We start from the raw sequence: 23,549 nt of genomic DNA on the forward strand, positions 1-23,549 counted from the left end.
TTAGACGCTGAAAGTGCCACTTTCAGGACACAAAAGTGGCACTTTTGGAAAACGAAAGTCCAACTGTATATTTATACGCCCGTTTCTGCATGTTTATACACAATCACCAAGGGTTGTCATCCGCGTCGTTTTTTGTTCTTTTCGGAGGCAGTTTTCCGTGCTGTTTTTCCTTCTTTTTGCAGGGTGTCTTTTGGTCGTCGGAATGAAATAATCGCATTATTTTCAGTATTTCGCTTTGTATTCTCATTAAAATATAGTATTTTTGCAGTCAGAAATCGCCACGGGCGTACCTATTTCGAGGTATTTCCTGTGAGTGGGGAGTGGCGTTTTGCAACATAAAAGTCACTTGACGATGCAATATATCTAATACATTAAATAATTAAAAATCAAACAGTTATGTGGTTAATTAATTCATCTATTGGAAGGAAGGTAGTGATGTCGGTTACCGGTATTGCGTTGATCCTTTTCCTGACATTCCACTGTGCCATGAACATTGTGGCTTTGTTCTCGGGCGAGGCCTACAATGTGATTTGTGAGTTGCTGGGATCCAACTGGTATGCCATTTTGGCAACGATAGGCTTGGCAGCTTTAGCAGTGATTCACATTGTTTATGCCTTCATCTTGACGGCACAAAATCGTAAGGCTCGTGGCGGCAATCGTTATGAGGTGTCAACATCGGTCAACAAGCACGGCGTTCTCGACGTTGCTGAGGGCTGGGCATCAAGCAACATGCTCGTCTTGGGACTTATCATCCTCTTGGGGCTGCTCATGCACCTGAAACATTTCTGGTACAACATGATGTTTGCCGAAATCGTAGGTATGGAGACCAAGCATGGTCCGACAGACGGTTTTGCATGGATTCAGGAAACTTTCGCCAACCCCGTTTTCGTAGTGCTTTATCTGGTATGGTTCTGCGCCATCTGGTTCCACTTGGCTCACGGCTTCTGGTCGGCGATGCACACATTAGGCGCCAGCGGTAAGACTTGGCAGAAGCGCATGCAGTGGATAGGACTCATCTATGTTACCCTGCTTATGCTCGGCTACACAGTTGTAGTATTAGGTTTTGCTTTTGGATGTGCACCCAGCCTTTGTTGCGGAGCATAATTTTAATCATTAAACATTGAAAGATTATGGCAAAGACATTAAATTCAAAAATACCAGCCGGGCCAGTAACGGAAAAGTGGAAGGAGTATAAAGCTCATCAGCGCCTGGTGAATCCGAAGAACAAGTTGAAACTCGACGTGATTGTTGTGGGAACAGGATTGGCAGGAGCCAGTGCTGCCGCTTCACTCGCAGAGATGGGCTTCAATGTATATAATTTCTGTATCCAAGACTCTCCCCGCCGTGCACACTCCATCGCTGCACAGGGAGGTATCAATGCCGCAAAGAACTATCAGAACGACGGTGACTCAGTCTATCGCCTGTTCTACGATACGGTGAAGGGTGGTGACTATCGTGCTCGCGAGGCAAACGTCTATCGTCTGGCAGAAGTTTCCAACAACATCATCGACCAGTGCGTGGCACAGGGAGTTCCTTTCGCCCGTGAATATGGCGGCATGCTCGCCAACCGTTCGTTCGGTGGTGCGCAGGTGAGCCGTACGTTCTATGCCAAGGGACAGACCGGTCAGCAGCTCTTGCTCGGTGCATACTCTTCACTGAGCGCACAGGTAGAAGCAGGAAAAGTGAAACTCTTCTCCCGCTACGAGATGGAAGAACTGGTCATCGTTGACGGTCGTGCACGCGGTATCATCGCCAAGGACCTGACCACCGGAAAACTCCATCGCTTCTCAGCCAATGCTGTCGTGATAGCAACCGGCGGATATGGAAACACCTATTTCCTTTCTACCAATGCGATGGGTTGCAACTGTACGGCTGCCGTTCAGTGCTACCGCAAGGGAGCTTACATGGCTAACCCCTCTTACGTGCAGATTCACCCGACCTGTATCCCCGTTCACGGCGACAAGCAGTCGAAACTGACACTGATGTCTGAGTCGCTGCGCAACGACGGACGCATCTGGGTGCCGAAGAAAATAGAAGACGCCAAGGCACTGCAGGCAGGAACCAAACAGGGTTGGGAAATTCCTGAGGAAGACCGCGACTACTATCTCGAGCGCCGCTATCCGGCATTCGGAAACCTCGTTCCACGCGACGTGGCTTCACGCGCAGCAAAAGAGCGTTGCGACGCAGGCTTCGGCGTGAACAACACCGGTCTGGCTGTGTTCCTCGACTTCTCTGAGTCTATCAACCGCCTCGGCATCGACCAGATTATGCAGCGCTACGGCAACCTCTTCGAGATGTACGAGGAGATTACCGACGTGTTCCCAGGCGAACTGGCAAACGAAATCAACGGCGTGAAGTACTACAAGCCGATGATGATCTTCCCCGCCATCCACTACACAATGGGCGGTATCTGGGTTGACTACGAGCTGCAGACCACCATCCCCGGTCTCTTCGCTATCGGTGAATGTAACTTCTCAGACCACGGAGCCAACCGCCTCGGCGCTTCCGCACTCATGCAGGGTCTGGCTGACGGCTACTTCGTACTGCCTTACACCATTCAGAACTATCTTGCAGACCAAGACATCTGGGGCAAAATCTCAACCGACCTGCCTGAATTTGCAGAGGCAGAGAAAGCAGTTGAGGCAGAAGAAGACCGCCTGCTGAACATCAAGGGCAAGCGCTCCGTTGACTCCATCCACAAGGAACTCGGACACATCATGTGGGAGCATGTCGGAATGGGACGCACGAAAGCAGGACTCGAAGAAGGTCTGAAACTCATGAAAGAGCTGCGTAAGGAATTTGAGACCAACCTCTTCGTTCCCGGAACGAAAGAAGGTGTGAACATCGAACTTGATAAGGCAATCCATCTCCGCGACTTCTTCACCATGGGCGAACTCGTGGCATACGACGCCCTCCACCGTGAGGAATCCTGCGGCGGACACTTCCGCGAGGAGCACCAGACCGAAGAAGGTGAAGCAAAACGCGATGATGAGAACTTCTTCTACGTAGGTTGTTGGGAGTATCAGGGCGACGACGAAAAAGCACCCGAACTCATCAAGGAACCGCTTGAATATGAAGCAATCAAGGTACAAACACGTAACTATAAGAACTAAAAGATTATGGCAAAGAATATAAGTTTCACACTGAAGTATTGGAAGCAGAACGGTCCGAAAGACAAGGGCCACTTCGATACACGCGAAATGAAGAACATCCCCGATGACACTTCATTCCTTGAAATGCTCGATATCCTGAACGAGGAACTGGTCAGCGAAGGCAAAGAACCATTCGTGTTCGACCACGACTGTCGCGAGGGAATCTGCGGTATGTGTTCGCTCTATATCAACGGTACACCGCACGGAAAGACCGAGCGCGGAGCAACCACCTGCCAGCTCTATATGCGCCGCTTCAACGATGGCGACGTCATCACCGTAGAACCGTGGCGCTCAGCCGGTTTCCCAGTCATCAAAGACTGTATGGTTGACCGCGGTGCGTTCGACAAGATCATCCAGGCAGGAGGCTACACCAGCATCCGCACCGGACAGGCACAGGACGCCAACGCCATCCTCATCCCGAAAGAGAATGCCGACGAGGCAATGGACTGCGCAACATGCATCGGTTGCGGTGCCTGCGTGGCAGCCTGCAAGAACGGCTCGGCAATGCTCTTCGTCAGCTCGAAGGTGAGCCAGCTCGCACTCCTTCCGCAGGGTCGCCCCGAAGCAGCCAAACGTGCTAAGGCAATGATCAAGCGCATGGACGAACTGGGCTTTGGCAACTGCACCAACACCCGCGCCTGCGAAGCCGTTTGCCCGAAGAGCGAAAGCATCGCCAACATCGCTCGCCTCAACCGCGAGTTCCTGAAGGCGAAAATGGCTGATTAAATTAAATTTAGGTTGTGAGGACTTTCCCTCACAACCTAAATTTTAAATGTATAGCATTTTCCAAAAGTATTTTTGTTAATTGATAAATAAAATTCTTTATCCTTCTCTCATCATGGCAGGTATTTCTCTGCCTATTTATGTTTATGGCCTTATTTCGTATGGAGCGACTACGGATTCCGTTAAGAGCACGGATTTCGTTACCAGATGAAAACGATTACAATTTTTATATATTACTTCAGCTGGAAAAGCGTGATGCCACGCCTGAGAACATCTCTAAACTTTGGGGAACTATTATTGACTTATCAAAAGAAGATTTCAAAGATTCGTCGGACTTACATCAAAATAATTCATAACAAAATGAAGAAAAGTGTCATATTTGTATTGTTTCTCAATATCATTTGTATTAGTTGTGGACATCAAGCGATAGTGAAAGATGTGGATTATCAAAAAAAAGATTATTGGCAGCAAGAAGTCCATGGTGATTCGCTTAAAGTCTTCCCAATGAATCTTGATTATATTGGTATTTACGCTTTAGGCATGGACTATTCACCATTGAAATCCTTAACATTCCTATCAAAGACCACAATAAATGACTATTGGAAGAAAAAACATCTATTGTTGTTCAAGGATAACGAAAACCAATTGGTTTTTGAAGAATATGTTACCAGTAAGAAAGTATATAGTTATCCGCTCATCTATGCAAGTATAAAAGATAGCAGGATTTTCCTTTATAAAGATATACATGTTGGTTTGAAAAGAGCCGATGTGCTTCGACGCTTGAAATTGAAGAATGTGGACGATAACATCCAGACAGTTTGTCTTACTTCTGGATGGAATGCGTCTACTACCTTTTATTTTGCCAATGACTTTCTGGCGAAAATAATTATCAGAACAGACAAGGAACTGTTACACAACCCTGATCCAGTATTTGAATGTCGTCATGCAGGACAAGTGCGCGGCTATACTGGTAAGCGTCTCTATGCAGTTGTCAAAGAGCCGTTTCATTCGTTTTCATCTGTCTGCTATGTTAATGAGCAGGGTGACACGGTGGTGCCATATGGTCGGTATAATTATTGTGTAAGTGATAGCATTGCCCCTGTAGGTTTTGTGCTGGAAAAAGGAGTGAATGGCATTACTTGTATAAATACAGAGGGACAGGTAATGTGTTATGCTTTTGTCGTTGATAACCTAACGCCAGATTATTTATCTGAGGGTTATTTCCGTATTGTCAACGAAGAAGGACTGATTGGTTTTGCTGATTCTTTGGGGAATATAGTAGTTCCTCCACAATTCAAATTTGCTTATCCTTTTGATAAGGGTAAAGCAAAGGTAACATATACTGGTTCTAAAAGCGACCCCAACGATGAACATTGGGAATGGGTGAGTGATGATTGGTTCTACATTGATTACCAAGGACGAGCTGTACATTGGTAACTGCACCAACACCCGCGCCTGTGAAGCTGTTTGCCCGAAGAGCGAAAGCATCGCCAACATCGCTCGCCTCAACCGCGAGTTCCTGAAGGCGAAAATGGCAGACTAAATCAGCGCTATACATTTAATATTATAAAGAGCACTGCAGAGAAAATCTGCGGTGCTTTTTTGTTAGGGAAAGGATAAATGTCTATCTTTGCAAACAAGAAACAGCGGAGCGTTATGGATAGAGAAACCGATGAAAAGCAACGGGCATTTGCGACAAACACTTTAATGTAAAAGAACAATGAACACAACGGCGGAAGAACTTTTCGAGCGTTTGCAGGAAATACGGGAGTTGGCACAACAACCACTTCCCGATGACGATGAGGCGTCGAAGTCGTACGATGCGCTCTTTGGCACGTCGTTGCACGAGGTGTTGGTGCTGACGTGCCATGCCGGTGTGCGCGATACACATCAGGCGTTCGGCAATCTGTTCTCGCAGGTCGATTATCTCTGCAAGCGCCATTCGATAACTCTCGCTGATAGAAGGGCGATACAACGTATGCGCCGCCATTCCAATCATCCCGTTCGTCTCAGTCGCGACGAGCGCGTTGCCGATGTCCATGCGCTGAGCATCTTGATGTGCGCCGTCTTTTCCATGCCGGGACGAGCGGAGGCAGCACCGGCAGGGTGGGGGAGTGCGAGGGCGGCAGAACCGACGTTGCGTCCGTCCATCCGCTGTATTGTGGAGTCGTGGGACGAACGGTTCATCGTTGCCACCGACGGCGAACAGGCGCTGCGAATCAGTTATGGAGACAACCCCTATCTGGGCGACGTGTTGGCGGAGGGCATGCAGTTGAACCTCCTGTTTCCTTCGGGTTCCTCGCTGAAAGAGTCGGTCGGCGACGACGGCGTCTTGGTTGTGGAGAATCCTCTGGTTGTGGTAGAGCCCGATTTTCTCATAGACATCAGCGCCATAGCCCGTTGTTTCGGAGGCTATGGGCGCCATCCGTTGCTTCATCTTCTTCACAGAATGTTCCCGCGAGAGGTGACCCAACCCATCCTTTTGGGTAACTTTGCCGATGCTGCGCTGAACGACATCGTCAACCGCGAAGAGGCGGACGTGCGTTTGACGTTGCAGGAGAATTTCAAAGAGAAAGCCCTTGATTTCTGTGCGTGCCAAGATTTTAATGCCGCGCAGTTCAAGAACGATGCCGCCCTTGTGGCAGCCCATCTCGCTCAGGCAGTCCATGTGTTGTTCGAAGAGAGCGGATATCACCGCGAGGATGCGGTTCTCGAGCCGTCTTTCGTCTGTGAAAAGCTCGGAATACAAGGGCGTGTCGATTTGATGACGCGAGACATGCGCCTGTTGGTGGAACAAAAATCGGGTAAGAACTGGAACGTTGAAAAGGGCATTCCCAATGCTTACGGCAGTTTCCAGCGGGAAGAACATTACGTCCAGTTGCTGCTCTACTATGGCGTGCTGCTCTACAATTTCGGGCTTTCTTCCGACCATTGCGACATGCGTCTGCTCTATTCCAAATATCCAGCCGAGAAAGGATTGGTCGTTGTGGCGTATTACGACAAACTGTTTCGGGAGATAATGGCTTTCCGCAATCAAATCGTTGCACAGGAGTTAGCCATTGCCCGCGATGGTTTTTCGTCTGTCTATGACCGCATGCGACCGGAAACATTCACCCCTGCAGGTCCTCCGACCAAACTCTTCACATCCTTCCTTCTTCCCCGCCTCTCAAACCTCTTAAATCGTCTGCACACGTTGGACGAGCGATGCCGCGCCTACTACACCCAGATGATGACCTTCGTCTATCGTGAACAGCGCATCTCGAAGATTGGAGCGTTGGAGGGCGAGAACCGTTCGAGTGCCGATTGGTGGAACATGCCGCTCAGTGTGAAGCGACAGACGGGAAATATTTACGTCGGACTGACGGTGCTGAAACGTGAACGGCTAATGGCTGGAAATGGTTACGACACCATCACGCTGCACGTCCCCGAGCAGGGGGCGGACTTTCTTTCCAATTTCCGCAAGGGCGATATGGTTTTCCTGTATTCCTATCCTGAGGACGAGGAACCCGATGTGCGGAAAAACATCTTGTATAAAGGTGTCTTGCAGGAGATTCGCACCGACAGCGTGACGGTGCATCTCAACGAAGGACAGCACGTGGAAATCTATCGCCCGGACGACCCCGACAGGCAGGTGGTTTACGCCATTGAGCACAGTGACAGCGACATCAACGTCAATTCATCCATCAGCGGGCTCTATCGCTTTGTCTGTGCGCCAGACGACCGCCGGGCATTGCTTCTGGGGCAGCGCGAGCCACGGCGTGATGCGGGTGTGTCGCTTTCCCGCGCTTACCATCCCGACTACGATGAAGTGCTCTTGCGAGCCCGCCAGGCACAGGACTATTTCCTGCTCATCGGTCCGCCGGGAACGGGCAAGACATCCATGGCGCTGCGCTTTTTGGTGGAAGAAGAACAGGGACCGATGCTGCTTCTCTCTTTCACCAACCGTGCGGTCGATGAAATTTGCGAGATGCTCGTCAGTGCCGGAAAAGACTTTCTGCGCATCGGTAGCCGGTACAGTTGTGCCGAGCAGTTTCACCCCTATCTGTTGGAAGAAGCCCTGCAGGATGCACCCAAGCTCGATGCGATTCGCCAGCGCATACTCAGTGCACCCATCCTCGTCGGCACGACATCGATGCTTCAGTCCCGTCAGTTCATTCTCTCAATGAAGCATTTCTCGCTGGCTATCGTCGATGAAGCGAGTCAGATTCTGGAGCCGAACATCGTGGGACTGCTTGCCGACAGCTCGATAGAGAAGTTCATTCTTATCGGCGACCACAAGCAGCTGCCTGCCGTCGTGCAGCAGAACGCTCGCCAGTCGGCTGTCGATGACCCTCTGTTGCGGGAAATATGCCTGGATAATTGCCGTCAGTCGCTGTTTGAAAGGCTGCTGCGGTGGGAGCGGAAGTGTGGTCGCACCGACTTCATCGGCATCCTTCGCAAGCAAGGTCGCATGCATCCCGACATCGCCGAGTTTCCCAATCGCATGTTCTATGCACACGAGCGGCTGGAACCTGTTCCCCTGCCACATCAGGAGGAGGCTGCCATCAGTTATCAGGAACCGTCGGAAGATGCTGTTGACGACCGCCTCAAGGCACACCGGGTGCTCTTTATCGACACTACCGCTCCGGCGCGCGAGGGGAGTGGTGAGGCGGTCGAGGCTGTCATTGTTGCCGACCTTCTGCGGCGCATCCACCGTTTCTACGGAGCCCATTTCGATGCGCGGAAGACCGTTGGCGTGATTGTGCCCTATCGCAGTCAGATAGCCTCCGTCCGGCGCGAGCTGGAAAAACTCGGAATCCCTGCGCTGCAAGACATTACAATCGATACCGTCGAGCGCTATCAGGGCAGTCAGCGCGATGTCATCATCTATTCATTCACCGTGCAGAAACACTATCAGCTTGATTTCCTCACGGCCAACCGCTTCGAAGAAGACGGGCAGATGATAGACCGAAAGCTGAATGTAGCCATCACACGGGCACGCTGCCAGCTCCTCATGACAGGCAACGGGCAGATTCTCCGCAGCGATTCCGTCTTCCGTGAACTCCTTCGTTTCACCGAAAAGAGGGATGCCGTGTTGCCCGCAACCGATTTCTTTCCTGTCTCCGACAGGTGTTCAACCGAATAATTGCTACAGACAATTTGTGGTTGTCGTGAAAAATCAGTACCTTTGTCCGCATGGAACCGCCGGAGAAGCAGCGAAGAGGCGGTTGCAGGCAGCAGAGCTAAAAAAGAAAGTATGTACGACGTAGAAGAAATAAGAAAGCAGTTTCCCATATTGCAGCGAGAGGTGTATGGCAAGCCGTTGGTGTATCTCGACAATGGTGCAACCACGCAAAAGCCCCTGTGTGTGCTCAATGCCATGCAGGAAGAGTATCTCAACGTGAATGCGAATGTGCACCGAGGGGTTCACTATCTCTCGCAGCAAGCGACTGAATTGCACGAAGGAGCGCGCGAGACCGTGCGCCGCTTCATCAACGCCCGAAGCACCAGTGAAATTGTCTTTACGCGAGGAACGACGGAGGCACTCAACCTCGTGGCAGCCTCGTTTGTCGATGAGATGATGCAGCCGGGCGACGAGGTCATCATCAGCACGATGGAGCATCACTCCAACATCGTGCCGTGGCAGTTGCAGGCAGCCAAGAAAGGCATTGCCGTGCGGGTCATTCCGATGCACGACGACGGAACGCTCGACATGGAAGCCTATGCGCAGCTGTTCAACGAACGGACGCGCCTCGTGAGCGTGTGCCATGTGAGCAACGTGCTGGGGACGGTCAATCCGGTGGAGGAACTGGTGCGCATAGCCCATGAAAACGATGTTCCCGTGATGATAGACGGGGCTCAGAGTGCTCCTCACAGATATGTGGATGTGCAGCAGATGGACTGCGATTTCTTTGCCTTCAGTGGGCATAAGATGTATGGTCCGACGGGTGTCGGCGTACTCTACGGCAAAGAGGAGTGGCTCGACCGCCTTCCGCCGTATCAGGGAGGTGGCGAGATGATTGAGAGTGTGACGTTTGAGAAGACGGTCTTTCAGTCGCTCCCCTTCAAATTTGAGGCGGGAACGCCCGACTATATCGCTACGACGGGACTGGCAAAAGCCATCGATTTTCTCGATGAAATCGGCATAAATTGCATATATGAGCATGAGTCGGAGCTCTTGAAATACTGCCACGAGCGTTTGCAGGAAATAGAAGACGTCCGCATTTTCGGACAGGCAAAGGAGAAGGATGCTGTCGTCTCGTTTCTGGTAGGCGACATCCACCATTTAGACATGGGCACGCTGCTCGACCGCCTGGGCATCGCCGTGCGCACCGGTCACCACTGTGCGCAGCCGCTCATGGAGCGTTTGGGCATTTCGGGCACCGTGCGCGCCTCGTTTGCATTGTATAACACAAAAGCCGAAATTGATGTTTTCATCGAGGCGATGAAGCGTGTAGTTGGGATGTTTTAAGGGGAAATCGTGGTGAAAAAAGGGAGAAGGAATGCTGAAAAACCATTTTTATGAGGGGTTGACAGAAGCCGGTTGCGACGAGGCGGGGCGCGGATGCCTTGCCGGAAGTGTGTATGCGGCGGCGGTCATCCTGCCTCCCGACTATCAGAATGGGGCGTTGAATGACTCGAAGCAGTTGACGGAAAAGCGTCGCTATGCACTGCGCGAACAGATTGAACGCGATGCCGTGGCGTGGGCGGTGGGAGTCGTTACGCCCGAAGAAATCGATGAAATCAACATTCTCAATGCCTCCATCCTTGCCATGCACCGGGCGCTGGATGCGCTGAAAGTGCGCCCGGAGGCGGTCATTGTTGACGGGAACCGGTTCAAGCCATACCGCGACTTGCCTTCAACCACCATCGTCAAAGGCGACGGGAAGTATCTTTCAATAGCGGCTGCAAGCATTTTGGCAAAGACCTATCGGGATGACTACATGAACGGATTGGCAGAACAATTTCCGCAATATGACTGGAAGAGCAACAAAGGGTATCCCACCAAGAAGCACCGCGATGCCATCCGAAAGTTCGGAATAACGCCTTTTCATCGGAAATCCTACAACCTTTTGGGCACAGAAGAACTCTTTCTCGATTTTGGGGAATAGTGCCTTGTTTCTGTCGCTCCCCCTTATATCTGCAAATCGCTCATCAGACTTTGGAATATCATGTGCGTTCCTCGCCGCATATCGGATTCGGATGGCAGTGATAAAAGTGCCCCATGGTTGGCGGTTTTTCATCTGTTATTTACCGTTTGGCGGAAGCGTATAAACATACAGAAAAGGTTGTATAAACATGCAGTTGAACTTTCACTTTCCAAAAGTTCAACTTTTACACGCTGAAAGTTCAACTTTTGCGTCCTCAAAGTTCAACTTTCGCAAGCCAAAAGTTCAACTTTTGGAAAGCACTCTCTAACCTGTTGAAAAACAAAACATTACAATTCGGCATGGAGAACTTCCTCCCCTGCATAAATATGCAAAAGGAGCGGTGGCTGTCAAGTTGCAGGACAGGGCAAAGATGGCTGGATTTCGTACTACTTTTTCTCAGGCATGAGAAGCTTCCCGTATTCGTCGGGAGTCTGTAACAGGCGTATAGCTTCCTTCAGTTGCTTGTCGTGGCGGAGCGAGTTTTCTATCGTCCCGCGCTGGAAATAGTAGTCGGACACGATGTCGGCAGTGAGCATCTGCTTGATTTGTTCCTTGTTGAAGTCCAGGTCTTTCTCCACATTGTGGTTCAGTTTCCGCTTCAGATTCTCGAACTCCTCCTTGGCATCCTCATAATAGCCTTCAAACTGCGCCAGCTTAATCAAATCCTTCAGGTATTTCTCGCTCTCGCGGTCATACGTGAAATTGCTTGCCAGCACGCGCTGCTTGAACTGCTCATATTCGGCATCCGTGAGGTCGAACGTGGCTGCGGGTGCAATTTTCGGATGGGTGTTCACGTAGTCGAGGATATAGTCGTGCATCACTTCCGTCGTGTCAAGCACCGAGAGGTAGTAAGTGATGTTTGCCAACGAGTCGGGACGTATCACCACATCGGGCGTGATGCCTCCGCCATCGCGCACCTCCCTGCCGTTTGCGGTATAGAAAATGTTGGTGAGTGAGTCGGGTATCTGTTCGCTCTTACCGCCCCGTCCGCGGTTGTAGTTGACCGCCTGGATGCAGCGCCCGCTCGGGATATAGTATTTGTTCGTTGTCAGTTTCAGCAGTCCGTTGTAGGGCAGGTCCACCGGCATCTGCACCAATCCCTTGCCGTAGGTGCGTGTTCCTAAGATGACCGCGCGGTCGAGGTCTTGCAGCGCGCCGCTCACGATTTCGCTTGAGCTGGCACTCCCTCCGTTCACGAGAACCACCAGCGGCATGACCGAGTCGAGCGGTTCGACGGTGGTGAGGTAGTCATGGTTGGCACGCTTCTGTTTACCGCGGTTGGAAACGACCAATTTACCCTTCGGAACGAACATGTTGACCAACCGCACAGCTTCCATCTCCGAGCCGCCGCCGTTTCCGCGCAAATCGAGCACCAGCGATTTCATTCCTTGGTTCTTCAGCTCGATGAACGCCCGGCGCACGTCTTTCGAACAATTCTCGTTGAAAGAGTTCAGCTGTATATAGCCCGTCTCGCTGCCCTGCATGCCATAGAAAGGAACGGGAGGATTCTGCACCGTGCGGCGGGTCACCTTGAACTGAATGGTTTTTCCCGTTGCCGGACGCTTCACCTTGACCTTGATGGTCGTTCCGGCATCGCCCCGCAAGCGGCTGCTGACATACGCAACGTCCTTCCCTGCCATAGACGAGTCGTTGATACTCAGGATGATATCGCCACGCCGCAGTCCGGCTTCCGCCGCCGGCATATTCTCGTATGGCTCCTCGATGACCACATTCTTCAGTTTGTGATTGAAGCGCACCAGCGACCCGATGCCCGCAAACTTGCCTGTGAACATCTCCTTCAGGTCCGACGTATTCTCCTCCGGATAATACTCCGTGTAGGGATCCAGGCTGCTGAGCATGGCATTGATGGCTGTCCCCACCACCTCGTCGGCATCGAGCGTGTCCACGTAGAGCAAGTCCAGATGTTTATAAATTGTGTTGAACACCTCCAGATTCTTGACCACCTTGAAGCGGTGGTCCTTGTCTGACTGTGCAAAAAGCTGTCCGGCAACAAACACACATACTGCCAAAAAGATTGTCCGTTTCATCATCGTTCTTGTTTATTTCAGCATTCCACAGGCATCACATAAAGCCTGCACACATGCCCGCACGAATATGACCATAAGCGTGAAGGCTTTGCAAATTTACATTTTTATCATTACATTCCACAATTTCCATGAAAAAATCAGCACACTTTTTCGCATTTTTCACGCCAAAATGATTTTTTTGCGCAAAAAGTTTGGCAGTTTCGAAAAAACACCGTACTTTTGCAGACGCTTTATAAGCAAAACACCTGCTTCAGTAGCTCAGTTGGTTAGAGCACCTGACTGTTAATCAGGGGGTCGTTGGTTCAAGCCCATCCTGAAGCGCAAAGGGAATTAAGGAGTTAGATTTTCGTCTAACTCCTTTTTTTGTTTGGGAACGACAGGAATTTGGAAATGTGGGGAGAATGGTGTATCTTTGCAAGAGATAGTGAGAATATTTTGTAGGAAATAGGAAGAATAAGGAAATCTGATATGACGGAAAGAGAGAAAATGCTGGCAGGAGAAGTCTATTGTGCCGTTGATTCACAGTTGATAGCTGACTTGCAGGCGACGAGAGGGGTGTTGCATGAGTTCAACTCGTTGCACCCGTCGGAAACTCAGCGGATGAAGGAGATTCTGAAAGGGTTGCTCGGATTCGTGGCTGACGACGACTTCATCATCAACCAGCCGTTCCGCTGCGACTACGGCAAGCAGATAAGCATCGGCAGACGATTCTTTGCCAATTTCAACTTTGTGGTGCTTGACGAGGCTCCGGTGACCATAGGCGACGATTGCTTCATCGGTCCCAACGTCAGTGTCTATACGGCTTGTCACAGCACCGACCCGGTGGAGCGGAATACCCGCCAGGAATGGGCAAAGCCTGTTACAATCGGTAACAATGTGTGGATTGGCGGGAGCGTGACGATTTTGCCCGGTGTGACAATAGGCGACAATGTGACTATCGGTGCAGGTTCGGTCGTGGTGGGCGATATTCCTTCCAACACGGTGGCAGTGGGAAATCCCTGTAAAGTAATCAAACACGTGTGATGCGATGTGCGCCTGCGTCTTAGGAAAGCGAATGAGATTTGCAGGGCAACATGACCGATACTTGCTAACTTTTTGCTATCTTTGCGAACAAACTTCATAAAAAAGAGGACATCATGTTGGTGAAAACATTTTCCGCAGCGGTCAACGGTCTGGAAGTGACGACCGTGAGGATAGAGGTAAGTATCACGCGCGGCGTGCAATATCACTTGACCGGACTTGGTGATGAGGCGGTCAGGGAGAGTCGTGACCGCATTACGGCAGCGTTGCAGAACAATGGTTACAAATTTCCTGTTGCCGACGTCACGGTGAACATGGCTCCGGCAGACTTGCGCAAGGAGGGTAGTGGTTTCGACCTGCCGCTCGCAATAGGCATATTGGCGGGAAATGATAATATGCAGTGCGAAATGCTCGCAGACTACATGCTTGTCGGAGAACTCGGACTGGACGGAAAGTTGCAGCCCGTGCGCGGTGCTCTGCCCATTGCCATCCGTGCCCGTGCCGAGAAGTTCAAAGGACTTATCGTGCCGAAGCAGAATGTGCGTGAGGCGGCGGTGGTCAATCAACTTGATGTCTATGGAATGGAGACGCTCACCGAGGTAATCGACTTTCTCAATGGCAGCACCCAGTTCGAGCCGATGCGTATCGATACTCGTCGGGAGTTTTATGAGCATCAGACAAAATTCGAACTCGATTTCGCCGATGTCCGCGGTCAGGAGAGTGTGAAACGGGCACTTGAGGTTGCGGCAGCAGGCGGACATAATCTTATCATGATAGGTCCTCCGGGCAGCGGAAAGTCGATGATGGCGAAACGGTTGCCTGGCATTCTTCCACCACTGTCACTCGCCGAAAGTCTGGAAACAACACAGATACACAGCGTCGCAGGGAAATTGGGACGCAACATGTCACTCATCTCTCAACGGCCATTCCGCAGTCCGCACCACACCATCTCGCAAGTGGCACTCGTAGGTGGCGGCACCAATCCGCAGCCCGGCGAAATCAGTCTGGCACATAACGGAGTGCTCTTTGCAGACGAACTCACGGAGTTCAGCAAGCAAACGCTCGAAGTGTTGCGGCAGCCGCTCGAAGACCGCAAAATCAGCATATCGCGGGCGAAATACAGTGTGGAGTTTCCTGCATCGTTCATGTTCGTTGCTTCGTGCAATCCCTGTCCTTGTGGCTATTATGGCGACCCTACACACCATTGCGTCTGCACGCCTGGACAGATACAGCGCTATCTCGGGAAAATCAGCGGACCGCTCCTCGACCGCATCGACATTCAGTGTGAGATAACTCCCGTTCCGTTCAACGACATATCCAAGGCACAGCCCGGCGAGCCGTCGGCAGCTATTCGTGAGCGTGTGATAAAGGCGCGACAGGTACAGGAAAACCGTTTTAAAAACGTGCATGGAGTCTATTGCAACGCCCAGATGTCAGAGCGCATGATTCACGAATATGCCGAGCCCGACGAAGCTGGCATCAACTTGCTGCGCATGGCGATGGAGCGTCTGAAACTCTCCGCGCGCGCGTACAATAGAATATTAAAGGTGGCGCGCACCATAGCCGACCTCGAAGGAACACCGCATGTGCAATCCCATCACCTCGCCGAAGCCATCGGCTACCGCAACCTCGACCGCGGCGACTGGGCTGAGAGGGGAGTGTGAAAATATGGTTTGGGTTATTGCGGTGTGCACTTACTTCAATCGATAGAACAGTCCAATGGTGGCATAGATGGGGAAGAGTGTCTGGTCAACAGTTTTGAAGTCGCTTTTGAAGATGCCATTGAGTCCCCAGTTGAGATCGGCAGAAAGTCCGAAGTTGCGATAGAACTGCCAGTCAATGCCTACAGCCAATCCGAATTGGAATCGATGCATGTCATCGCTGAAGTCGTAAGTTGCCCACTCTCCTTCTTTGCTGCCCATGAGAATCTTCGGACCGGTAGGGTCGTTCTGTCTCAGGTAGCCATCAGAAGCTATTCCGCTGAAGTCTTTGTTGATAAGCAAGGAGAAGTAAGGACCTGCTTTTAGTTGCAGCTTGTCGTTGAAGCTGTAGGTTGCTTGGATGGGGAGGGTAAACATCCATTGCGTTACCTCTTGATGCACCTTACCAGTGAAAAGCCCTTCCATCATGGAGTCGCCCTTACGCACTTCCATGTGATAGGCCTTAGTGGTAACATCGCCGTTCATTGCTTTGTTCTCGAAATGCAGTCCTGTCAACAGTCCCCATTTGTCTCCTATATTCTTTTGAATATCAAGACCGAACATGAACGAGGGCGTCAGTTTGTAGGCATCAATGCTACGAATGGTTTCCGGCATTCCGATGGGGGCTGTCCCGCCAATGCTATAGCCTGCACGGGCTTTCACTTGCAGGTCGTCGTCCCATGAATCGGCTTTTGACAGTGTGGAAGCCAACAATGCCAATATTCCCGTGAATAATATTTTCAGTTTCATCTTTTATTCTCCTCTTCTTTTATTTTTCAAACGATATTTCCACTTCATCTACGTAGAGAGTACTGCCAATGGCACCCTCGAACAGGGCACCGTCTTTACTTGATGAGAATACCAAAGCCAGATTGAATTTCTTTTCCGACAGTTCTTCATCATCAGCATCCTTACCTTCAAAAAACATTTCGAAGCGTGTCCATTCGTTGGTAGGAGGCAACTTGTCCATTTTTGCCACTTTGACAACTTGAGGGTGGGTATTCAGTTTGTTCAGGTCAAGCACATCGTTACCCCAAAGATAAACGTCTTTTCCCTCACTGTCCTTATTCCGATAGAACACGGCATATATGCTTGCCTCGTCCGTGCGCCCGGCTACCTCGTGCATGTCCTTGTCGGTAAATTTATCTCCCGGCTGATATTTATAGTAGCCTGTCACGCGGACGGGTTCGCGGTCGATGGGTACACCAAAGCGGGTGGTCTTCAGTGCATCGGTCAGCACATTTTCGATGATAAACTTACCTAAAAACAGGTTGCCTGCTGCGATAGGCTTTTTCATCATGGCACCCAACGAGCCTGCCGAAATGGTTTTCAGACAGACACCCTTTCCTTGGTAGCCTTGTTCGACGGAACTGGTTGGGAATGCGTCTGGTTGGGCGTAGAAAAGAGTTAAGGCTGCTCCGGAGTTGCCCGAATCCCAAATGTCCTGTCGCTGACCAGTGGTCGCCTCTTCATAGAAAATGTGATAGTAGCTGCCGCTATAGGTCTGTTCTGATGTCTCAACATGCTCAAAACTGAATTTGAAGGTGGGCAGTGTCGGCTCAATGAAAGCGACCTTGTACTGGCGTGTCCATTCGCCATCTTCAGAGGTTACGGTATAGGTCACAGGACCGTTTGTGAAGTCTTGCAGTGATCCGTTAGCTGGTTCGATGGTGGCACCAGGAGTCAAGTCGAAACAGACAGGAATTTGCTTCGAAAGTGACAGCAGCGAACGTACCACGAAAGTGATATTCGTCTCGGTGGAACTAATGTCTGATACTTTCATTTGGTTCTTATCGTTGAAATAAACAGCATACTCATCGCCTTCCACCCAAGCGTTGAGAATGTCGCATTCCTTGTTTCCCGCCTCATCCTTGATACACGATGTCAGGCAGAGCATGCAGGAAACGAATACGAGTGTTATCCACATCGAATTGATTTTCAATTTTCTCATGGTTCTACATTTTTATCCTTTTATAGTTGAACAGCCTTGTAAAAAGGCAAGTAAATGGTATCATTCTTTGTTTTTGGGCTCTGTCGTCTTTTTCCGTTTCACCTTCATTCGGTCGAAGCCGTTGCCGTAAACGCCGATGACGGGGCTTTGAGAGACAAAGGCTGCCGGGTCAACGGTGTTGATAATCTCGAATACTTTCCGGCTCTCGCGCTGCTTGACGAGCACGAAAAGAACGTTTGTCTTATTGCCCGAATATGAGCCATAGCCTTCGAGAATGGTGCATCCGCGATGATGCTCTTGGTTGATGCGTCGGGAGATTTCGTCATACTTCTCGGAGATGATGAAAAACTGAACAGAGCGGCGCATGGAGTTGACTACCTGGTCGAGGCAGAATGCCGTCACATAGAGCACCACATAGCCGAAGATGACGCGCTCCCAGTCGCGCAGTACCAAATAACTGGAGGTGATGATAATGATGTCGCAAATCATCATGACATGTCCGAGTGATATGTCACGGTATTTGTTGACGATGGAGGCGACGATATCCGTACCGCCGGCGCTTCCGTTGAACGACAGCCCGATGCCGACACCGCAGCCACAGAATACCGCTCCGATGATACTTGCCATGAACGGCTGGTCTTCAAGCAGGTGGAGTGAAGTGGCAAAGTCGCGCATAAGCGATAGCGATAGCGTGAGCACAAGCACACCATAGACTGTCTTCACGCAGAATTTCCATCCCAGAATCTTCAGTGCAAGAATCAAGAGACAGATATTGATGGAGAAATAAGAAACCTGTGCGGGAATGTGGAGCGGGCTCCATTCCAGGATAGAGGCGATGCCGGGAACGCCGCCGGTCGTGATGCTGTTGGGCAACAGGAAGACTGACCATCCGATGCAGTAGGAAATCATGCCTATGGCAATCATCACATAGTCGCGCAGTTCACGGAAAAAAATGTGTCTTTTTCTGTCTTTTTCTGATATTTCCATTATTTCAATAGTTTTTAATTTTCCAATAATTTAAGTGCTTTTTGAACAATATCGCTGGTCTCGTTAGTGATTCGGAAATATTCGCTCATGTCCCACAGGTCGCGTGCAACGAGCGCTTTCAGCTGATTGCGCAGATAGGGGAGTGTGCGTTGTAGTTCTTCGTCATCTTTCGGAACTATTTTTTGTTTCTTCGCTTCCGCAAGAATGTCGTCTATTTGCGACTGTGGAACTTCATATCTCCCGATGAAATCGGAAAATTCCGGATATTTCTTTTTCAGTTCCTTGCGATGCTTGTCGATGTATTTTAGTGACGCATTGATGACAATGTTCTTTGCTGTCAGTTGTCTGTGGAAGCGTGTGTACTTCGTTGTGTCGAGCGGCACGAAGTGGTCGGGCATGATTCCGCCGCCACCATATACTGTCCTATGCTCGCGCAGCGTATAGTATTTGAGTGAATCGGCAAAGTGGATGCTGTCCGGATTGGTCAGTTCGCCATGCTTATAGCGCTTTTCAATGTCCATCTCATAATCTTTGAGGTCGCCCTTTTTGTAGGGTTTCTGAATGCATCGTCCCGTCGGGGTGTAGTAATGGGCGATAGTGAGGCGTATCATCGAACCGTCGTCAAACTCAATTGGGCGTTGCACCAGTCCTTTTCCGAACGACCGCCGTCCCACCACGATGCCGCGGTCTTGGTCTTGCAGCGCACCGGTCAGAATCTCTGCTGCCGAAGCGGAGTATTCGTTGATGAGCACAATCACTTTTCCGTTGAGAAGTTTTCCACCGCCACGTGCCCGATATTCCTGGCGTGAGACGCGCCGTCCTTCGGTATAGACAATCATATCGCCCCGTTGGAGGAACTCATTGGTTATCTGTACGGCAGACTGCAGATAGCCTCCGCCGTTCTCCTGCAGGTCGATAATGAGATCTTCCATGCCTTGTTCCTTTAGCAGGGAAATACCTTCCATGAATTCCCTGTACGTCGTGGCACCGAAACTTCCGATGCGGATATAGCCGACGCGGGGCTGAATCATATACACAGCATCGACAGTCTTCACGGGAATCTTATCGCGTGTCACAACAAATTCCAAGAGTTCCTTGATGCCTTGTCGCTTCACACCCAACCTCACTTTCGTGCCTTTCTTTCCGCGCAGTCGTTTCATGATGTCTTCGCGCGACATCTTCACACCGGCAATGGCAGTATCGTTCACGTTGACGATACGGTCGCCGGCGAGGATGCCCACTTTCTCGGAAGGACCGTTGAGCACGGTCTGTATGACCATCAGCGTGTCCTCGAGCATGTTGAACTGAATGCCCACACCCTCGAAATTGCCGTTCAGCGATTCGCTCATCGATTTCACTTCCTTCGGCGTGGAATAGGTAGAGTGGGGGTCCAAAGATTTCAGCATGCCGCGAATGGCTTCTTCCACCATCTTCGATTCGTTCACGGTGTCAACGTAAAGATGGTAGATGGCTTGCTCGGCATTCCTCAACTTCTCCATCGGTTTCTTCGCTCCCATCTGAAATTGAGCATTTGCCGGAAGAAAAGCCATAGTCGTGAGTATCAGGAACAATGTGTATCTTACGATACGCTTCCTGCTATATGATTTTTTCTTTCTCATGTTCTTCTTATGCGTTTTCTTCGTCGGGAAGGTCCTCTTCAATAACCAGGTTGTCGATGATGAAGTTCTGCCGTTCCATCGTGTTCTTTCCCATGTAGTATTCCAAAAGTTTCTGCACCTGATCGTTCTTGTGCAGCGTCACCTGTTCAAGCCGGATGTCCGGTCCGATGAAATGGGAAAACTCGTCGGGCGAGATTTCGCCGAGTCCCTTGAATCGGGTGATTTCGGGGTCTGGTCCCAAGTCGGCAATGGCTTGCAGGCGCTCATCATCACTATAACAGTAGCGGGTGATGAAGTCGCCCTTCTTCTCTCCTTTATTAAGATGTGCGTCGGCTTCTTCCAACACTTTTTTCTTCTTGATTTTCGTACGGCGGTTGCGCACACGGAAAAGTGGTGTCTGCAACACATAAACGTGCCCTTTCTTAATCAATTCAGGGAAGAATTGCAGGAAGAACGTGATAATCAGCAGACGGATATGCATGCCATCCACATCGGCATCCGTAGCGACGATGACCTTGTTGTAGCGCAACGTGTCGAGCCCGTCCTCTATATCGAGCGCCGCCTGCAAGAGATTGAACTCCTCGTTCTCGTAAACCACTCGTTTGGTCAGTCCATAGGAGTTGAGCGGTTTTCCACGCAGGGAGAATACTGCCTGCGTGTTCACATCGCGGCTTTTTGTAATGCTTCCGCTGGCAGAGTCACCTTCCGTGATGAAGATACAGCTCTCTTCCTTGCGGTCGTTTTTGGTGTCGCTGTAGTGAATGTAGCAGTCGCGCAATTTTCGGTTGTTCAGATTTGCTTTCTTGGCACGTTCTCTCGACAGTTTGGTGATGCCTGCCATCGCCTTGCGTTCCTTCTCGCTTTCGCTGATTTTCTGGAGCATGGCTTCGGCAATGTCCGTATTCTTGTGCAGGAAGTTGTCCACCTGTGTCTTGATGAAGTCGCCCACATATTTGTTGATGCTGACTCCTCCGGGTGACATCGTGAGCGAACCGAGTTTTATTTTTGTTTGCGACTCGAACATCGGTTCTTCCACATTCACGGCAATGGCAGCTACAATTCCGTTACGGATATCTGTATATTCGAAATTTTTGCCCGAGAATTCTTTGATTGTCTTTGCTATATGCTCTTTGAACGCACTTTGGTGGGTTCCGCCTTGGGTGGTGTGCTGACCATTGACGAAGGAGTAGTATTCCTCTCCGTACTGGTTGGCGTGGGTAAAAGCTATCTCGATATCTTCGCCTTTGAGATGAATGATGGGGTAGATGCCGTCGATTGTCATGCGGTCGGTGAGCAGGTCTTCAAGTCCGTTGCGGCTGACGATGCGTCGCCCGTTGTACATGATTATCAATCCCGTGTTCAGGTAAGTATAGTTGCGGAGCATGTTCTCCACGATATCGTCGTGGAAGGAATAGTTCTTGAACAGCGTATTGTCGGGTTCGAAGAAGATGAAAGTTCCTGTTTCATCCTTGCTCTTTTCCTTTTTATCGTTCTTCAGTTCCCCACGTTCGAATGTTGCTATGCGCACTTTCCCTTCGCGATAGGAGCGAACTTCAAAATGACAGCTCAGCGCATTGACGGCTTTCACACCGACACCATTCAGTCCGACACTCTTCTTAAATGCTTTCGAGTCGTATTTTCCTCCCGTGTTAAGCACCGATACGGCTTCAATGAGTTTTCCTTGCGGAATGCCACGCCCATAGTCGCGCACCGATACCCGCAGATTGTCTTCGATATCGACTTCTATCCGTTTGCCGGCATTCATCTTAAACTCGTCGATGGAGTTATCCAACACTTCCTTCAACAACACATAGATGCCATCTTCGGGAAGCGAACCGTCACCCAACCGTCCGATATACATTCCCGGACGGGTACGTACATGTTCCATGTCGCTCAGGTGGCGGATGTTGTCGTCGGTATATTTCACCGTCGGTTGTTGCTGCACATCCTCTTCGTATTCTACGTTTTGTTCCTTATATAATTCTTTTGCCATATTTTCAATCTCCAATCTCTTTCTTGTAGCACCTGCGCCGTTTGTGGTTCACTGTCTCAAAGTAACTCCACTGACTTTGCACGTTCTCGTTACTCTCCATCTCCACCTGGCTTTCGCCCCATTTGATGCCGTACTTGATATACCACGGAATCAAATGATAGAACATCAGTGCGTTCACACCTTTCGCCCTGTATTCAGGCAGCACGCCAATCATCATCAGGTCGATGATGTCGGTCTTGTGGAATTTCAAAACACGCATCACATGCCACCAACCAAAAGGCAACAAGCGCCCGCGGCGGCACTTTTGCAACGCCCGTGAAAGCGACAGCATCGTGATGCCCACGCCCACCAGCTTGTTTTCACCGTCAGTGCAGTCCTCCACGATAGGGATTAAGTTCAAATCAACATACGGGAAATACATCTTCACGTATTGGTCAATCTGCTTGTCGGTCAACTCAGAAAAACCATACAGGTCCTTGAACGTATCGTTAATCAGGTGGAATATCTTGTGAGCCATCCCTTCATCCACCTCTTTTTTGGTGAGTGTGCGCACACGCAGGTTGTAGCGCTTCATGATCATCTCCGAAATCTTCACCATCTTTTCAGGAATACGGTCAGGAACAAAAATCTTGAACTCCACGTAGTCATTGTCTTTCTCCCAGCCACCCAGCTTCTCCATGTGCTCAGGGTAGTATGGATAGTTGTAGATGGTTGCCATCGTGCCGAGTTCGTCGAATCCCCACGTGAGCATTCCTTCCGGGTCGAAATCGGTAAAGCCCAGCGGACCAATCACTTCCGTCATTCCCTTTTCCCGGCCATACCCCTCAACGGCATCCAGCAAGGCACGCGAAACGTCCATGTCGTCGATGAAGTCAATCCAACCGAAGCGTACACTCTTGCGACCCCAGCGCTCGTTGGCTTTGTGATTGATAATCGCAGCCACACGGCCAGCCACCTTCCCGTCCTTATAAGCGAGGAAATATTCAGCCTCACAGAAGTCGAAAGCGGCATTTTTCTCACAGTCCAACACGTTACGCTCATCACTGAACAAGTTGGGGACATCATACTCGTTGCCCGCATACAAGTCATAATGAAAATCAATGAAAGTTTTCAGCGCCTGCTTGTTCGCGACTTTCCTTATCTCAATACCATTCATAATCCCTTCTCTCTGCTCGTGGAGGCGAATCAGTGCATCCGCCCTGTTTAATCGTTAGATTTATCATGCA

At 50.3% G+C, this 23,549-nt stretch carries 16 protein-coding genes, 1 tRNA gene and 1 pseudogene; 11 read left to right on the forward strand and 7 right to left on the reverse strand.

Annotated elements, in window-relative coordinates:
* Nucleotides 1-396: 396 nt before the first annotated feature.
* From GRF55_RS11535 to GRF55_RS11570, 8 genes and pseudogenes are all read left to right on the forward strand, one after another.
* The gene (locus tag GRF55_RS11535; protein WP_220368536.1) at nt 397-1,104 is read left to right on the forward strand and encodes a succinate dehydrogenase/fumarate reductase cytochrome b subunit; all 708 of its coding nucleotides are present in this window, start codon (nt 397-399) and stop codon (nt 1,102-1,104) included.
* A gap of 26 nt (nt 1,105-1,130) precedes the next feature.
* The gene (locus GRF55_RS11540; RefSeq protein ID WP_220368537.1) at nt 1,131-3,113 is read left to right on the forward strand and encodes a fumarate reductase/succinate dehydrogenase flavoprotein subunit; all 1,983 of its coding nucleotides are present in this window, start codon (nt 1,131-1,133) and stop codon (nt 3,111-3,113) included.
* A 6-nt stretch (nt 3,114-3,119) separates the two neighbouring features.
* Nucleotides 3,120-3,878: a succinate dehydrogenase/fumarate reductase iron-sulfur subunit gene (locus GRF55_RS11545; protein WP_220368538.1), complete on the forward strand. Its 759-nt coding sequence runs from the start codon at nt 3,120-3,122 to the stop codon at nt 3,876-3,878.
* A 1,161-nt stretch (nt 3,879-5,039) separates the two neighbouring features.
* Complete coding sequence (locus tag GRF55_RS11770) at nt 5,040-5,312, forward strand: WG repeat-containing protein (protein ID WP_255563876.1); 273 nt, start codon at nt 5,040-5,042, stop codon at nt 5,310-5,312.
* Nucleotides 5,293-5,418 (forward strand): annotated as a pseudogene (locus GRF55_RS11555) (succinate dehydrogenase/fumarate reductase iron-sulfur subunit); the annotation flags it as partial. The gene GRF55_RS11770 and the pseudogene GRF55_RS11555, both read left to right, overlap by 20 nt.
* A 177-nt stretch (nt 5,419-5,595) precedes the next feature.
* On the forward strand, nt 5,596-9,000 hold the full coding sequence (locus GRF55_RS11560; protein WP_220368539.1) for a DEAD/DEAH box helicase: 3,405 nt from the start codon (nt 5,596-5,598) through the stop codon (nt 8,998-9,000).
* Nucleotides 9,001-9,111: 111 nt separating this feature from the next.
* The gene (locus GRF55_RS11565) at nt 9,112-10,326 is read left to right on the forward strand and encodes an aminotransferase class V-fold PLP-dependent enzyme (protein WP_220368540.1); all 1,215 of its coding nucleotides are present in this window, start codon (nt 9,112-9,114) and stop codon (nt 10,324-10,326) included.
* 31 nt (nt 10,327-10,357) lie between these two features.
* A complete protein-coding gene (locus tag GRF55_RS11570) occupies nt 10,358-10,966 on the forward strand; it encodes a ribonuclease HII (protein WP_220368541.1) in 609 nt (202 codons plus the stop codon).
* Nucleotides 10,967-11,391: 425 nt separating this feature from the next.
* Here the strand turns inward: GRF55_RS11570 and GRF55_RS11575 are convergent, their stop codons facing one another.
* Complete coding sequence (locus GRF55_RS11575) at nt 11,392-13,053, reverse strand: S41 family peptidase (RefSeq protein ID WP_220369714.1); 1,662 nt, start codon at nt 13,051-13,053, stop codon at nt 11,392-11,394.
* A gap of 247 nt (nt 13,054-13,300) precedes the next feature.
* Here GRF55_RS11575 and GRF55_RS11580 point away from each other — a divergent pair.
* The 3 genes from GRF55_RS11580 to GRF55_RS11590 all read left to right on the forward strand — a co-directional run bounded on the left by GRF55_RS11580 (nt 13,301) and on the right by GRF55_RS11590 (nt 15,737).
* Nucleotides 13,301-13,374, forward strand: a tRNA-Asn gene (locus GRF55_RS11580).
* Between the two features lie 147 nt (nt 13,375-13,521).
* Nucleotides 13,522-14,076: a sugar O-acetyltransferase gene (locus GRF55_RS11585; protein ID WP_220368542.1), complete on the forward strand. Its 555-nt coding sequence runs from the start codon at nt 13,522-13,524 to the stop codon at nt 14,074-14,076.
* A gap of 113 nt (nt 14,077-14,189) precedes the next feature.
* The gene (locus GRF55_RS11590; RefSeq protein ID WP_220368543.1) at nt 14,190-15,737 is read left to right on the forward strand and encodes a YifB family Mg chelatase-like AAA ATPase; all 1,548 of its coding nucleotides are present in this window, start codon (nt 14,190-14,192) and stop codon (nt 15,735-15,737) included.
* Nucleotides 15,738-15,767: 30 nt separating this feature from the next.
* On the opposite strand, the gene GRF55_RS11595 is transcribed toward GRF55_RS11590, so the two are convergent.
* The 6 genes from GRF55_RS11595 to GRF55_RS11620 are packed head-to-tail and all read right to left on the reverse strand — an operon-like array spanning nt 15,768 to nt 23,479.
* On the reverse strand, nt 15,768-16,523 hold the full coding sequence (locus GRF55_RS11595) for a porin family protein (RefSeq protein ID WP_220368544.1): 756 nt from the start codon (nt 16,521-16,523) through the stop codon (nt 15,768-15,770).
* A gap of 19 nt (nt 16,524-16,542) precedes the next feature.
* Nucleotides 16,543-17,724, reverse strand: coding sequence for a PCMD domain-containing protein (locus GRF55_RS11600; protein ID WP_220368545.1), 1,182 nt, complete (start codon nt 17,722-17,724; stop codon nt 16,543-16,545).
* Nucleotides 17,725-17,784: 60 nt separating this feature from the next.
* Entirely contained in the window at nt 17,785-18,711 is a 927-nt protein-coding gene (locus GRF55_RS11605) for a YitT family protein (protein WP_220368546.1), read from the reverse strand.
* Nucleotides 18,712-18,725: 14 nt separating this feature from the next.
* Complete coding sequence (locus GRF55_RS11610; RefSeq protein ID WP_220368547.1) at nt 18,726-20,330, reverse strand: S41 family peptidase; 1,605 nt, start codon at nt 20,328-20,330, stop codon at nt 18,726-18,728.
* A gap of 7 nt (nt 20,331-20,337) precedes the next feature.
* A complete protein-coding gene (locus tag GRF55_RS11615) occupies nt 20,338-22,323 on the reverse strand; it encodes a DNA topoisomerase IV subunit B (RefSeq protein WP_220368548.1) in 1,986 nt (661 codons plus the stop codon).
* 4 nt (nt 22,324-22,327) lie between these two features.
* On the reverse strand, nt 22,328-23,479 hold the full coding sequence (locus GRF55_RS11620) for an N-acetyltransferase (RefSeq protein WP_220368549.1): 1,152 nt from the start codon (nt 23,477-23,479) through the stop codon (nt 22,328-22,330).
* Nucleotides 23,480-23,549 lie beyond the last annotated feature (70 nt).

Origin of the sequence: Prevotella sp. Rep29 (genome assembly GCF_019551475.1) — a bacterium.
In the GTDB taxonomy this organism is placed as follows: Bacteria; Bacteroidota; Bacteroidia; order Bacteroidales; family Bacteroidaceae; genus Prevotella.